Raw genomic sequence first — 14,008 nt, forward strand, 5'->3', positions numbered from 1 at the left:
TGTCCTCCAAGCAACACTGCCGTAATGAGGAAATCATCAACTCTGCTGTTTCTCGTCGTCAATAGGTGCAGGCCAAATAATTGAGGATCCCATCAGTAATGGCAGAGTCATCGTCGCGGCGGTTACACTGGGCCGTATGCCGACGTCAGCCCCACCCCAGAACCGCTTCGAGCGACGCCGCGCCGAGACCCGCCAGGCGCTCGTCCGTGCGGCCCGGCAGATCCTCGCGGAGACCGGGGACACCAGCGCCAGCATCCAGGCCATCGCCGAGCGCGCCGATGTCGGCTTCGGGTCCTTCTACAACCACTTCGAGTCCAAGACGGAGCTGTTCGACGCCGCGGTGACGGACGCCCTGGAGGAGTTCGGGCAGGCCATCGACACGCGCGTGGAAGGCATCGACGACCCGGCCGAGCTGGTCGCGGCCGGCTTCCGGCTCACCGCCCGGATGGCCGACTCCCACCCGGAACTCATGCGGATCCTGCGCGACCGCGGCCTGTCCCACATCCACTCCGACACAGGCCTCTCCCCGCGCGCCCTGCGCGACCTGGAGGTCGGTATCGCCTCGGGCCGCTTCACCTGCGGCAACGCGACCACCGCCCTGTCCGCCCTGGGCGGCACCCTGCTGTCCCTCGTGGCTCTCAGACTGGACCGCCCGGACCTCGACGGCGACGAGACCGCCTCCGACCTGGCCGAGATGGTCCTGCGCATGCTCGGCCTCGCTGCGGATGACGCCCATGAGGTCACCCGGCGCCCGCTGCCCGATCTCGCCTGACAACGTCCTGCACCTGAAGCGCGGCCGACTGTGGTGCTACGCCGGCGGCTACGAGGAACGCAGTCGCCGCGGCCTCACCAGTGGGGTCCACCCACGGGCACGCGGCGTTCTCCTCGGCGAGGGCCAGTACCAGTGCCTCCAGCGCCTGAGCGAGTACAGGTGCTGGAAGATGGTCCGCGAAGACGCCTTCGCGCTGACCACGTCGTAGCGTCGCGACGGCCTCTTCGCGGGCCGGTGTCAGGGTGGCGCGGAACGCGGCCTCGCCCGGATGACGCCGACCCAAGGCAATGAGCATGCGGTATTGACCGCCCACCGCCCATGCCGCCAGCACCATCCGCGTCATCGCCTCGATCGGGTCGGCATCCGTGGTACGGGCTGCGGCGAACGCCTGCCGGAGTTCATCGCCTGCTTCCTGAGTCAGGTCGGCGATCAGCGCATGTCGGCTGGGGAAGTGTCCGTAGAAGGTGCGCCGGGCGACGCCGGCCGCCTCAGCGATGCCGTCGAGACTCGCGGCGGGGTCCTCCCGCAGTTTCTGCCGGGCGGCCGCGAGGATGCGTCTGCGGTTGGAGTGGGCATTTCCGCGCTGCGGAGTCCGGCCCAGAGTGTCGGTCGTCTGCATGTTTCTGCTCTCCATGTTTCTACCTCTCCGCGGTTGCCGGAAAGCCGTGGGCGCCGGTGCTCCCTCACGCACCGGCGCCCACTCACCCCTGCCCAGGGTGGCTTGATGTCCTGCTGACAGGCGTCAGGGGACGAGGATGAGGCGGATCGGGTCGCCGATCTTGTTCTCCAGACGGCTGACCGCGTTTGCCGCGTCCACCAGCGAGATGTGGTCCGTGATGGAGGGGGCCAGGTCGAGGCGACCCGCCGCGGTCAGACGCACCAGCTCGGAAACCGACTCGGGGCTGCCGCCGTAGTGACCGCGGACCTGCTTGCACATGTAGTTGAAGGTCAGCCCCTCGGTGATGGTGAGCGGCCTGGGGGTAATGCCCACCAGGATCAGGGAGCCGCCCATGCCGAGCACGGAGGCGGCCTGCTCGCGGACGGCGGGTACGCCGGCGCAGTCGAAGGCGAAGTCCAGGCCCCGTCCTTCGGTGGCCGCGCGTACCTGGTCGGCGAAGTCGGGTGCGGCCGGGTCCAGGGCGTAGTCGGCGCCGAAGGCCAGGGCGCGCTCGCGGGCGCCGGGCAGCGGGTCGACGGCGATGATCGGGGCGGCGCCGACCAGGCGGGCGAGGCGTACGTTGTGGGCGCCGACTCCGCCCACGCCCCAGATGCCGACGGACTGGGCGGGACGGACACCTGCGGTGGTGACGACGGCGGCGTAGGGGGTGGAGACCGCGTCGGGGATGATCGCGGCCTGGTCGAAGGGGAGGTTTTCGGGGATGGGGATGAGGGTGTCCTCGCGGGCGATCACGTACTCGGCCCAGCCGCCGTCGTAGTCGATGCCTGCGGTGAGCATCTGGGTGCAGGGGCGGCGGCGCACGCATCCGGAGCACTTACCGCAGGTCTTGCCGGCCTCCAGGGTGACGCGGGTGCCGACTGGCAGGCCGCGCTTGAGGTCGGGGCCGAGGGTGTGGACCACACCGGAGACCTCGTGGCCGACGGTGACCGTGTCGGAGGTCGCGAACAGCGGGACGAGGGAACCGTCGATCAGGTGGACGTCCGAGAGGCAGACGCCCGCGGCCTTCACCTCGATGAGGACCTCGCCCGGGCCGGGGACGGGGATGGGGACCTCCTCCACGGCGAACTTCTTGGTGTCCAGGTGGAAGCGTCCGGCGAGCATGGTGTCCATGAAGATCTGCTTTCTTTGAGCGGCACCGTCCGGCGGTTCGGGACATGGGTGCCATGTGGTGTCCGAATGGCTTGTGGTGGCCGGGAGGCGTACGGCCGGCAGCGGGGGATGCCGCACGCCTCCCGGCGGCTGGGGGGCGCACGCCTTGACGGCGTGCGGCGGCGGTCAGGCGAAGACGTCCTGCTGGTAGCGTTCGTCGGCCTCGAGCTGGGCGAGCCACTGCTGGGCGGTCTCGTCGTCGCAGCCGGTCTTCTGGCGGTAGATGGCGGCGAGTGCCTCACGGACGGCCGGGGCCATACGGCGGCCGTCACCGCAGACGTAGATGTACGCGCCGTCCTCGATGGCCTGCCACACCGTGTCGGCGGCATTGGCGATGGCGTTCTGCACGAACCGGGCCGGGTGGCCGGTCACCGCGGAGAAGGCGGTGTGGATCTGCGCGATCCCGGCCTGCTCCCAGTCCTGCATCTGCTGGCGGTAGAAGTAGTCGTGCTCCGGGTGGCGGCAGCCGACGAAGACCTGCGACAGGCCGACCTCGGTGCCGCCCGCGTGCTGCCAGGCCCGCTCCTCCAGGAAGCCGCGCAGCGGTGCGATGCCGGTGCCGGGGCCGATGAGGATCAGCGGCGTGGCGGGGTCGGCCGGCGGGGCGAACGTCGGGGAGGGCACGCGGACGTAGCCGTACACGACGTCCCCGGGCTCCAGGCCCGCGATGTAGGAGGAGCAGGTGCCGCGGTACTGGCCGTCGCCGGACAGGGCCGGGCCCTCCAGCAGGCCGACGGTCAGGCGCACATGGCGGGGGTTGGCCGACGGGGCGGAGGAGATGGAGTAGAAGCGGGGACGGATCGGGCCCATCATCTCCAGGAAGACCGCCAGCGGCAGCTCGACCGCCTCGAAGCGCTCCAGCAGGCCCAGCACCGAGACCCGCTTGCCCAGGATCTCCTTGCTGTAGCGCTCCTCGGCCTCCTCCGTGTCGGCGGTGTACGCCTGGAGCTGCGGCCGGGTCCACGGGCACTGGGTGTACTCGGCCAGGGTCTGGATCTGGGAGCGGGTGGCCACGTCCTGCAGCTCGAGGAACTCGGTGAGCAGGATGCCGGCGGTGACCGGGGTGCCTACCGGCAGGTGGGTGCGGCCACCGGCCGGCTGGTCGAGCCTGAGCACCTGGTCGTAGTCGACACCGAGCCGCCTGAGTGCGCGTTCCACCAGAACGAGTTCGTTCTTGGCGAAGACGGCCAGGTGGTTGCCGGTGTCGTAGGTGACACCGTCGGGCAGCTCGAAGGTGATGGACTTCGCGGACGGGCGCGGCGGCTCGATGCTGAAGTCCCACAGGCCGGTCGCGTCGGCCACGAGCTCCTCGTCGGCCACCACCGTGAGCGGGTACGCCTGCTCGGAGACGATGGCGGGGCGCACGTCGGACTCGGTGAGCAGCTGGACCTGGTAGCGCGGGCCGCTCGCCTCGGAGGTGTCGGCGGCGTACTCCTCGGCCAGGGTGGCCCACAGGTTGTCCAGCCACCGAGTTGCCATGCCGTCGAAGTCACCGGCGGCGTCCGCGATACCGCGCTCGACGACCGGGGTGGCGCCGGCGGCCAGCAGACCTTCCTCGATCCGTTTGGGGAATGCCTGGTAGGTGGCCACCCACTGGGTGTTGCCGGCGCCGAGCAGCGCGAACCGCACGTTAGCCAGCGCGCCCTCCGGCAGGCCGGTGGCGAGGAGGTCGTCGAAGCGCTGGGCGTTGTCGGGGGCCTTGCCGTTGTAGCTGGCGGCGACGACGGCGAGGAGGCCCTCGGTGGGCAGGTTGTCGCCCAGCTCGTCCAGACTCACCAGGGTGGTGCCGAAGCCGGAGCGCTCGCTGCGGTCGGCGATGGTGCGCGCCAGGTCCTCGCAGGAGCCGAGGCTGGAGCCGTAGGCGACAGTGAGGTTGACGCCGACGCCGCTGACCGCTGTCTGCGCCTGCGTGTCGCCGGTCTGCAGGTCCGCGGCGCCGAAGACGGTCCGCTGGTGCTCCTGGCGCTTGCGGACGACCAGCTGGAAGTCGCCGGGCTTGCGCGTCAGCGCCTCGCGGACGTCCATCTTGTAGTCGGTGGTGTCGGAGAACCTGAACTTCTGCAGCACCAGCGCCAGCGCCAGACGGGCCTCGGTAAGCGCGAACTGCCTGCCGATGCACGCACGCACACCGTTGCCGAACGGCTTGTAGGCGTGCGGGTGCTGTTCCACACGGTTCTCCGGCAGCCACCGGTCGATGTCGAACTCGTCCGGCCGGTCCCACGCCTTGGTGTGGGAGTGCAGCGCGCCCATGAGGATGTTGGCCCTGGTCCCCTTCTTCAGCTCGTACCGGTCGCCGATGACGGTGTCGTCGAGGGGCGCCTTGGCGATCAGCGGGATGGGAGCCCACAGGCGCAGGGTCTCCTCCAGGATCCGCGGGATCACGTCCAGCTGCATGATCGTGTCGTAGTCCGGGACCGTGTCACCGGGCAGCAGGCGGTCGACCTCGGCGTACGCCTGCGCCAGGACGTGCGGGTTGCGCATCAGCGAGTACGTGGCGAACGACAGGAGGCCACTGGTGGTCTCATGACCGGCGATGAGGAAGGTCACCACCTGGTCGCGGACGTTGTCGTCCGCCAGCAGCTTGCCGGTATCCGGGTCGGTGGCCTCCAGCATGAGTCCCAGCAGGTCCTCCTCGCCGGTGCCCTTGCCCTCACGGCGCTCCTTGATCACGCTCTCGACCAGGTCGCGCATCAGCTGGATGTTCTCGCGGTACTTCCTGTCGTCCGCCTTGCGCAGCTTGGTCATCATCGGCAGCTCCTGGGAGCGCCGCATCGACTCGATGAGCGCCTCCAGCAGCGCGTTGAGGAAGGGGTGCAGCTCCTCTTCGTCGAAAGACTGGAAGCGGTAGCCGAACCCGGACAGGGCGATGGTGTCCAGGGTGAGCCGGGTGTAGTCGTCGGTGACGGCGACCGGCCGGCCCTCCCGGCTCTCCCACTTGCCGACCAGGTTCTGGGCGATCTCCAGCATCTGCCCGTAGTAGGTCTTCATGGCCCGCTGGCTGAAGGCCGGCAGCAGGATCCGGTGGGCCATGGCCCACTCCTCTTCGTGCTGGTGGGCCGTGAACAGGCCCGCCCCCGTGTAGTCCCGCACATGACTCAGCGGCGTCTTCTCGATCTGCTTGAAGAACCGCGTCTCGTCGCAGACCTCGGCCACCAGGTCGGGGTCGTAGACGAAGACCTGCTCGATGCCGGCGATGTCCATGCCGTAGATGCCTTCGGGGAACTGCTTGGACAGCTCGTTGAAGTACTCCACCGGATTGGTGTCGGGGATCTGCGGCGTGTGGCCGAGCAGGGGGATCCCGCGCGGGGACCGGATGGGACGAAGGTCGTTCGCGGAGTGCGTGGTCATGGCTTGCTCCTCTGCGTGGAGGGGGATGGGCAAGGGCGCGCTGCGCAGGTTGGTGTCGTGGCGCCGTACGGAAACATACGCCGTATGGAATTGATACCGTACGACGTATGGAAACGTGAAGCAAGCCCGGCCGCCCTGGTGGGCGCTGTGATTCAGACAATTTCCGTACGGCGTATGAAACTGGTACCGTACGTGGTATGGAAAAAAAGGTGAGGCGTCCCCCGCGGGGAACGAGAAAGAGAGACGTGCCTCTGACCGAGGCCGGGATCCATGCCGCCGCCCTGCGGCTCATCGACGAGGACGGGGTCGAGGCGCTCACCATGCGCAAACTCGCCACCGTGCTCGATGCGAACCCGATGTCGCTGTACCACCACGTGCCGAACAAGGAAGCCGTGCTGCGCGGCGTGGCGAGAATGGTCGGAGCCCAGTTCCGCACCGTGACGCTTCAGGACATTCCCTGGCAGGAGCGCATCCGCCTGCTCGCCACCGACTTCCGGACCCTGGCGCACCGTCACCCCGAGCTGATGGCCTACTCGTTCAGCCACCAGCCGGACTTCATCCAGCCCGACGACCCGTTCTGGACCGCGCTCACCGCGATCCTGGGCGCTGCCGGAGTGCCGCAGTCAGAGGTCCCGGAGATCGCCGCTCTCGTGGCCACCGTCGTCATCGGCGTCCTCAACGCCGAACTCAACGGCTCCCTCCAGCTGTGGGCGAGCCTCAAGCCCCCCGGTGCAGCTGTCGGCGCGGACGAGGTCACGGACGCAGACCGTGCAGGCCCTGACCAGGACCACATGTTCCGGCTGGTGATCGACACGCTCATCACGGGTCTGGAGGGCCGGCTCGCCGCCGGTCGTAACGGCCAGGGCGCCGGCCGCTGAGTCGGTGGTTCCAAGGCGTTGCGGCCTGGGCGCGTCCATCGGCGGGCGAGTCCAGGCCGCAATGCGCCGTGACGCACGAGGGGCACCCCATCCCCTCCGGAAAGACCGTCCCGATGCGGCCCCTGCGGGCGCGCGATGCGTTGCGGCTGGGTCAGGCGACCGACCTGTGGCCCAAGACGGCGCTCAGTGTCATCGTGGCGACGGCCGTGCCGAGTCTGATCCTGCTGGCCGCCGGCCGAGCCGACCTGGTGGTGTACACCCTCGGCGGATCCACGTGCGCGCTCTACGGACACAGCCTGCCCTGCGCTGCCCGCGCTCGAGCACTGGCCGCTGTCGTGCTCGCTATGGCCGCGGGCAGCGGGGTGGGTCTGGCGACCGCCGCCGCTACGGACAGCACGGTGGTCCGGGTCGCTGTGGCGGCAGTCCTCGCCGCTGCGCACAAGCTCGTGTGCGAGGCCACCCGGATCGACTCTCCGGGCAACGTCGTCGTCACGTTCGTCGCCGCGGGCTGCGCGTTCTCCCCGCAGTATTTCCCCGACATTCCCCGCCATCTCGGGCTCACCCTTGCCGTCGGCGTGTCCGCCTGGGCGGTGTGCATGGCCCCGGGTCTGGGACGACCCCGGGAGCCGCAGCGTCTGGCGGTGGCCAGGGCGCTGGACGCCGCCGTGCGGCTCGCCCGCACCCCGGACGACGGCCCTGCCCGAGCCTCGGCCTGCCGGGCCGTCGACACGGCAGCAGCCGAAGCCTGGCGCACGCTGTCGCTGATACCCGTCCGCTCGCCGGAGCACGCGGCCCTGACACTGCTGCTGGTCCACGTCCGGCGGTTTCGGCCACCAGGAGCTCGTCCGCTGGGCGCAACTCCTGAGTACGACCGCCCCGCTGCCGGTTCTGGGGCCGCCGGTCACGGGAGGTGAACAGGCCATCGGCGCCGCCTGGGGCGGATCGGGCCCCGTAGGCCGGCCAGATCCGCGTCAGATTCGTCTGGGGAGCGTTCCCCGCCCCGGCTCCCGCCCCGGCTCCCGCCCCGGCTCCCGCCCCGGCTCCCGCCCCGGCTCCCGCCTGCTGCTCCTCAGCGCTCGGGTCGCGGTCGGCTGCGCCCTGGCCGGATGGTCCTCACAGGCGCTGGGCGTCGGTCTCCCGTACTGGGCCGTGGTCGCCGTCGCGTCGGTCTTCCAGTCCAACCCGGCCCTCACCTGGACACGCGCCCTCAACCGGGTCTTCGGCAACTTCGTCGGCCTCGCATTGTTGTTCGCCGCCCTGCTGCCGATCATTCGTACCGGAGGATCACTCGCCCTCGTCCTGGCCGTCCTGTTCTTCCAGGCCGCCACCGAGGCTACGATCAGCTGCGGTTACTGGCTCGGCCAGGTCTGCATCGTCCAGATGTCGCTGCTCGTGCCCCAGTTCGCGCACGAGCAGCCCGTCGGTGAGTTGCTGAGGGACCGGACCCTCCACACCCTTACCGGCTTACGGGCTTACGGGCTTACGGGCTTACGGGCTTACCGGCTGCGTGCTGGGGCTGCTCGTCGCCGTCCTGATCACCGACTGCCGAGCGGCGGACCGTATCGAGACGGCCCTGGCGGCGGTGAACGCCTCCCGGGCGGCCGCGGCACGGTTGACGGACCCGACGTCCAGCCCCGAGCTCGCCGATATCGCGCACGCCCGTTGCCGTCTGGCGAGCGCCTTGGCCGAGTTGAGCCAAGCCGCCGAGGCGGCCTCCGGCGAACGGGGGCGATGCGCCCTTCCCGAAGAGCGCATCAGCCATCGCCGAGCAGGAGAGCCGCCGGATGCCGGCCCGTCTGGCGGCGTCACTCGTCGCCGGACGGCCGTCAGCGCAAGGGTGAGTCCACGGTGGGCGTCAGCAGGGTCTCGTCGAGGCCGGCGATCTGGCTGATGTCGAAGCCCTGCATGTCCGCGCGGAATTCAGGACTCGACAGGTACGCCTCCAGCCGCTCCTGCACGTTGTCGGCGTCCCTGTAGGAAACGAGGGCGTAGAGCCGGGGAGTCTCGCTTCCGGGCGCCGCGGGCACCGTCCAGACGCCGTGGGTGGTGATCCGGTGCTTGGCCATACCGGGAATGTGCTGGGCCCAGATCTTCTCGTAGGCGCAGAGCGCGTCGGGGCTGCGCAGGGTGTAAGCGCGAAGCTGGTACTGGGACATGGACACTCGTTCCTCTTCTTCAGGATGTGGATGGTCGGCGGTCAGCCTTGCGAGCGCAGGTGCGCCAGTTCGGCGTCCCAGTCGATGCGTCCGGACTCCGTGCCGCGAGGCACCTGAGCCTCGGTTTGCTCCAGGAAGGACCTGATGTCCTGCGCGGAAACCTCGAGCAGGGCGGTGTCCGCGGACGATCCGAGGGCGATGTACATCGACGTGTCGCCATGTCCCACGGCCGACCAGACCCGGACGTCCGCGCAGCCCGCGGGGCCCTTCAGGCCGTCGGCCAGAAGATCCCGCCCCAGGACCCATTCGACCGGCTCGTCGCAGTCGGCGAAGAAGACGGCGCGGACGACATAGGGATCAGTGGGCTCGTACCGAAGACGCAGGCACAGGGGCAGTGAGTAGTCCCGCGAGACGACCAGCTGCACGGCCACCCGCCGCTCCACAGACTTCAAGGACTTCTTCATCGGCTTCCGCTCCTGGGCGTGCCTCGGCGGCGCCTCGCGTCGGGCCGGCGGCACAGCGGCGGCGCGGGCGGAGGCGGTACGGCGGGGCGCGGGCGCCGGACGGCACCGGCGCATCGCACGATCAGTGGGACGGCCCCGCTCAGCCGGCGGTCGGAGACGTCGATCGCCGACCGCCGACCCCAGGGTTCGAACGGTACCCGTCTCACCGGTCGCCGTGGCCCGGGTCGTGGTGGTTCCAGCCCCGGCCGTCGTGCTCGAAGCGGTATTCGTCGTGCTGGTACGACCTGTCGGACGTCCAGCCGTGCCGCTCGTCCTGCCAGCGGCAGGAGTGACCGTCGCGGTAGAAGTGACCCGCGCGGTAGAAGCGGCCGTCGCAGTCGTGCCGGGTCGCGTCGGTGACGCGGTGCCAGCCATGGACCTCGTCGCAGGAGTAGCCCCGCTCGAGCAGGTACCCGACTCCGTTGTCCCAGCCGTAGTCGGCGGTCTCGACCTGGGCGGCCGGCCACTGGACGTGCGTGGACTCCAGAGGCGCGGCCGAAGCGGTGCCCCCGGCGCCGAGGACGGAAACCCCTGCGACCGCCAGGGAGGAAACGGTGAGGGCGACGCGCTTCGTGAGCTTCTTCATGATCTTTCCTTCCCGGTCGGCGCGGTCTGCGCCGACGGCTGTTCGGTCAGGCGATGTGGGGCGCCTGGCGCGGTCGTGCGAGCAGTTCCATACGTTGTATGGAATCACCCTTCGAGTATAACCATACGATGTATGGAAACGTCGATGTGACGCAGGCGACTGTCGCGGACGGCTCCTGCAGCATTGATCGACTGCCGGTCAGTACAGGCGAGTTGACCGTTGCCGTGCCCTCGGCGCGTCGGTGGTTCCGTCCCGACCCCCGCGACATGCGGTCGCGGGATTTCAGGCCCATGCTGGAGACCAGGGGCAGACAACGGAGGAAGTGGTGACGATGCGGACCGTTGTCGACCTCACGCGCTGCCAGGGCTATGCGCAGTGCGTGTTCCTCGCGCCGGAGGTGTTCGAGCTGCACGGCGAGGAGGGACTGCTCTATGCCACGGCCGTACCCGACGATCAGGAAGAACGCGTACGCCAAGCCGCCGCGGCCTGCCCGGTGCAGGCCATCCTCCTCGGGGAAGAGGTGAGCAGTGGTGCCCGGTGACCTGAAGGAGGGCCGGATCGTCATCGTCGGCGCGTCGCTGGCGGGGCTCAGGGCCGCCGAGGCACTGCGCGAGGAGGGATTCACCGGCCCGCTGACCGTCGTCGGCGACGAGCCCCACGCGCCGTACGACCGGCCGCCGCTGTCCAAGCAGGTGCTGCTCGGCCAGGCGACGGCGGACACCACCGAGCTGCCGATGCGCCGGGACCCGGACGCCGAGTGGCGCCTCGGCGTGCGCGCCACCGGTGTGGATCTGCTGGCGAAACGAGTGTTGCTGGAAGACGGGGAGTCGCTGCCGTACGACCGGCTGCTGATCGCCACCGGCACCCGGGCGCGTCCCTGGCCGAACCCGGAGGAAGGCGCCCTGGACGGCGTGTTCACCCTGCGCACCCGGGAGGACGCCGCGGGGCTGGCCGAACGTTTGGACGCGCGGCCGGAGCGGGTGCTGGTGATCGGTGGTGGCTTCACCGGCTCGGAGATCGCCTCGGCCTGCCGGGAACTGGGGCTCGAGGTCACGGTCGCCGAACGCGGCTCCGCACCGCTGGTCGGCGCTCTCGGCGGCACCCTGTCGAAGCTCGCGGCGGTCATGCAGCGCAACCACGGCGTGGACCTGCGCACCGGTGTCACGGTCACCGCCCTCAACGGCAACGGCGCCTTCACCGGCGCGGAGCTGTCCGACGGCAGCCGCGTGGACGCAGACGTGTGCGTCGTCGCGCTGGGTGCGATCCGCAACGTCGAATGGCTGGCGGACTCCGGGCTGGCGGCGGGCCCGCGCGGGATCGCCTGCGACGCCGGATGCCGCGCCTTCAACATGTACGGGATCGTCACCGACGACGTCTTCGTGGCCGGCGACGTCTCCCGCTTCCCCCACCCGCTGTTCGGCTACCAGATGCTGTCCCTGGAGCACTGGGGCAACGCGGTCGAGCAGGCCGAGGTGGCGGCCCACAACATGGTCAACCCCGGACCGCTGCAGCGCCCGCACCTGTCCGTCCCGGTGTTCTGGTCGACCCAGTTCGGCCTCAACATCAAGTCCGTGGGCGTCCCCACCTACTCCGACCACGTCGTCATCGCCCAGGGCTCCCTGGAGGCACGTCGTCTGGCCATGGTCTACGGCTACCAGGGCCGGGTCACCGCCGCCGTCACCGTCGACATGGCCAAGGCCCTCGACTACTACAAGCACCTGATCGAGACAGCCGCTCCCTTCCCGCCGCCGCCCGGCGCGGCGGACCGGGCGATCGCGGCCGACATCCCGATCCCCTCTCTCGTGCCGGATCCGTCGGTGCTCTCCCACGGCCCGACCGTCGCCCTCACCGGCCATCTTCCCGACCGCCGGCTGACGGTGGTGTAGCCCACGTCCCGCCGACCACGAGGATCCGCCATGGAATCCGAGACCTTGCTGGCACGGATCACCGACTACGCCAGCCGCCCCAACCCCTACCCCTTGTACGCGGAACTCCGCGAGGCCGGTCCCGTGGTGCAGCAGGCAGACGGCAGTTACCTGATCGGCACCTACCACGAGATCGCCGCTCTGCTCCACGACCCACGGATGAGCGCCGACCCCCGCACCCGGGGGGAAGTAGCCCACAAGCCACCCTTCCTCCGGCTCGACGACCCCGAGCACCACAGACTGCGTACCCTGGCCATGCGGCCCTTCGGACCCCCGCACAGCCCCGACCGGGTCGACTCCATGCGCGGCGAGATCGACCGGATCACCCAGGAACTGCTGGAGCCTTTCGAGGCGGGCCGGCAGATCGACATCGTCGACGACTTCGCCTATCCGCTGCCCGTCACGGTGATCTGCCGGTTGCTCGGCGTGCCGCGCGAGGACGAACCGCTGTTCCGGGCCTGGTCCGATGCGATCGTTGCCTCCGCCGACGTCCGGCCCGAAGACGACTCCACTGAGAATGACAAAGCCGGCGACCAGGCACGAATGGAGATGGGCGGGTACCTGGTGAACCTCGCCGAACAGCGCCGCGGCAAGCCGAGCGACGACATGCTCTCCGCCTTCGTCAACGAACCGGACCCGGCCCTGCGGCTCACTCAGGAGGAACTCGCCGAAACCGCCGTGCTGCTGCTCATCGCCGGGCACGAGACGACGGTCAACCTGATCACCAACGGCTCCCTCACACTGTTGCGTCACCCCGAGCAGCTGGATCACCTGCGCCGCGAACCCGACCTGCTGCCGCGAGCAGTGGAGGAACTGCTGCGCTACGAGCCCCCGGTCCACATGCGCGAGCGCATCCCGCACGCCGACATCGACGTCGCCGGCACCAAGATCCCGCGACACGCGTCGGTCATCCTGGCGCTGGCCTCGGGCAACCGCGATCCCATGCGGTTCCACGAGCCCGACCGGTTCGACCCCACCCGCCGGGACAACCAGCACCTCGGCTTCGGCAGCGGCGTCCACCTCTGCTACGGCGGCCCCCTGGCCCGGATCGAGGCATACATCGCGCTCAGTGCGCTGCTTCCCCACCTCGGCGGCGCCCGCCTGGTCGAGGACCCGCCTCCGTACCGGCAGAACGCCATGCTCCGCGGACCCCGCCACCTGCCCATCCAAATGTGAAGCCGCGTCGTCCGCAGACAGCACATCGTCTTCAAGCCGCAGCTGGAAGGGGCCGCGGGGCGAGGTCACGGGCCTCGTCCGCGGAGAGGCCGAGCATGTGCAGGAGCATCTCGGCCATTCCTCCGGCTGCATGGTCCCTGTTGGCCTCGGGCTGATCGAACCACAGCTGCAGGAGCGCCAGCAGGCTGCCGTTCAGCGCGGTCAGGGCGATCATCGGGTCGACCACGGTGAAGCGGCCGGAAGCCATGCCCTGCTCCACGTCGTGCCTCGCGCGCGGAGCCAGTCCTCGGCCGGCGCATATGCGGCCGAGCTCGCTGTGGCAGAGAATCCGCATGATCTCCGGGTATGAACCGGCCATGTGTGCGCTGAGCCGCATGCCGCCGGCGAGGCGCTCGGCGAGGTCGTCGACGCCGCACAGATGTCGGTCGACGGCTCGCGCGAACTCCTCCAGGGCATCGGCCACGGCCGCTTCGAACAGGTCCGGCTTGCACGTGAAGTGGTTGTAGAACGAGCCGAAGCCCACGTCGGCGAGCTCCGCGATGGTCCGGATGCCGGCGCTCGTATCGCCCGAATCGGCCAGGAGCTTCCGCGTGGCGCGGACAAGTGCCTGCCGGGTCTCGGCCCGACGGCGTTGGGTCCACCTCGTCCCCCCTCGTCGCACCGCGCGACCGCATTTGATTGAACGATCAGTTTCGGTGGCCTTGACGATGAAGCGGTCGTATCTGATTATTTCATCAGAAGTGGACAAAACGGTACAAGGTTGGCGGATGCCGGGAGGCGGGTCACAGGGCAGCGGCGAGGTCGCGCGCCGCACCGCAAACTCCGGCTCCCGGTAC

Annotated in this window: 13 protein-coding genes and 1 pseudogene; 7 read left to right on the forward strand and 7 right to left on the reverse strand. The window is 69.7% G+C overall.

What is annotated here, in order from left to right; translation table 11 throughout:
• Positions 1 to 136: 136 nt before the first annotated feature.
• Positions 137 to 772: a TetR/AcrR family transcriptional regulator gene (locus tag ACWGJ5_RS20500; protein WP_453311084.1), complete on the forward strand. Its 636-nt coding sequence runs from the start codon at positions 137 to 139 to the stop codon at positions 770 to 772.
• On the opposite strand, the gene ACWGJ5_RS20505 is transcribed toward ACWGJ5_RS20500, so the two are convergent.
• The 3 genes from ACWGJ5_RS20505 to ACWGJ5_RS20515 form a co-directional block, all read right to left on the reverse strand.
• On the reverse strand, positions 741 to 1,391 hold the full coding sequence (locus ACWGJ5_RS20505) for a TetR/AcrR family transcriptional regulator (protein ID WP_453311085.1): 651 nt from the start codon (positions 1,389 to 1,391) through the stop codon (positions 741 to 743). The two genes, ACWGJ5_RS20500 and ACWGJ5_RS20505, sit on opposite strands and share 32 nt — an antisense overlap.
• Positions 1,392 to 1,514: 123 nt before the next feature.
• Positions 1,515 to 2,561 (reverse strand): zinc-binding dehydrogenase, encoded by a 1,047-nt coding sequence (locus tag ACWGJ5_RS20510; protein WP_453311086.1) that lies wholly within the window; start codon positions 2,559 to 2,561, stop codon positions 1,515 to 1,517.
• Positions 2,562 to 2,726: 165 nt separating this feature from the next.
• A complete protein-coding gene (locus ACWGJ5_RS20515) occupies positions 2,727 to 5,948 on the reverse strand; it encodes a bifunctional cytochrome P450/NADPH--P450 reductase (RefSeq protein WP_453311087.1) in 3,222 nt (1,073 codons plus the stop codon).
• A 245-nt stretch (positions 5,949 to 6,193) separates the two neighbouring features.
• Between ACWGJ5_RS20515 and ACWGJ5_RS20520 the strand changes: the two genes are divergently transcribed.
• The 3 genes and pseudogenes from ACWGJ5_RS20520 to ACWGJ5_RS20530 all read left to right on the forward strand — a co-directional run.
• Positions 6,194 to 6,826 (forward strand): TetR/AcrR family transcriptional regulator, encoded by a 633-nt coding sequence (locus tag ACWGJ5_RS20520; protein ID WP_453311088.1) that lies wholly within the window; start codon positions 6,194 to 6,196, stop codon positions 6,824 to 6,826.
• Positions 6,827 to 6,894: 68 nt separating this feature from the next.
• Complete coding sequence (locus ACWGJ5_RS20525) at positions 6,895 to 7,740, forward strand: hypothetical protein (RefSeq protein WP_453311089.1); 846 nt, start codon at positions 6,895 to 6,897, stop codon at positions 7,738 to 7,740.
• Between the two features lie 184 nt (positions 7,741 to 7,924).
• Positions 7,925 to 8,281, forward strand: a pseudogene (locus ACWGJ5_RS20530) (FUSC family protein); the annotation flags it as partial.
• 371 nt (positions 8,282 to 8,652) lie between these two features.
• Here ACWGJ5_RS20530 and ACWGJ5_RS20535 read toward each other — a convergent pair.
• From ACWGJ5_RS20535 to ACWGJ5_RS20545, 3 genes are all read right to left on the reverse strand, one after another.
• Complete coding sequence (locus tag ACWGJ5_RS20535) at positions 8,653 to 8,982, reverse strand: NIPSNAP family protein (protein ID WP_453311090.1); 330 nt, start codon at positions 8,980 to 8,982, stop codon at positions 8,653 to 8,655.
• A 41-nt stretch (positions 8,983 to 9,023) separates the two neighbouring features.
• Positions 9,024 to 9,446 (reverse strand): SsgA family sporulation/cell division regulator, encoded by a 423-nt coding sequence (locus ACWGJ5_RS20540; RefSeq protein WP_453311091.1) that lies wholly within the window; start codon positions 9,444 to 9,446, stop codon positions 9,024 to 9,026.
• 202 nt (positions 9,447 to 9,648) lie between these two features.
• The gene (locus ACWGJ5_RS20545; RefSeq protein ID WP_453311092.1) at positions 9,649 to 10,071 is read right to left on the reverse strand and encodes a hypothetical protein; all 423 of its coding nucleotides are present in this window, start codon (positions 10,069 to 10,071) and stop codon (positions 9,649 to 9,651) included.
• 331 nt (positions 10,072 to 10,402) lie between these two features.
• Here ACWGJ5_RS20545 and ACWGJ5_RS20550 point away from each other — a divergent pair, with 331 nt between their 5' ends.
• Genes ACWGJ5_RS20550 through ACWGJ5_RS20560 form a run of 3 tightly spaced genes read left to right on the forward strand, consistent with a single transcriptional unit; the run spans position 10,403 to position 13,172 of the window.
• A complete protein-coding gene (locus ACWGJ5_RS20550) occupies positions 10,403 to 10,612 on the forward strand; it encodes a ferredoxin (protein ID WP_453311093.1) in 210 nt (69 codons plus the stop codon).
• Positions 10,602 to 11,957, forward strand: coding sequence for an NAD(P)/FAD-dependent oxidoreductase (locus ACWGJ5_RS20555; protein ID WP_453311094.1), 1,356 nt, complete (start codon positions 10,602 to 10,604; stop codon positions 11,955 to 11,957). The genes ACWGJ5_RS20550 and ACWGJ5_RS20555 overlap by 11 nt, the downstream gene beginning before the upstream one ends.
• A gap of 30 nt (positions 11,958 to 11,987) precedes the next feature.
• Positions 11,988 to 13,172: a cytochrome P450 gene (locus tag ACWGJ5_RS20560; RefSeq protein ID WP_453311095.1), complete on the forward strand. Its 1,185-nt coding sequence runs from the start codon at positions 11,988 to 11,990 to the stop codon at positions 13,170 to 13,172.
• A gap of 31 nt (positions 13,173 to 13,203) precedes the next feature.
• On the opposite strand, the gene ACWGJ5_RS20565 is transcribed toward ACWGJ5_RS20560, so the two are convergent.
• Positions 13,204 to 13,833 (reverse strand): TetR/AcrR family transcriptional regulator, encoded by a 630-nt coding sequence (locus ACWGJ5_RS20565; protein ID WP_453311294.1) that lies wholly within the window; start codon positions 13,831 to 13,833, stop codon positions 13,204 to 13,206.
• Positions 13,834 to 14,008: the final 175 nt, after the last annotated feature.

This window comes from Streptomyces sp. NPDC054783 (genome assembly GCF_053611725.1).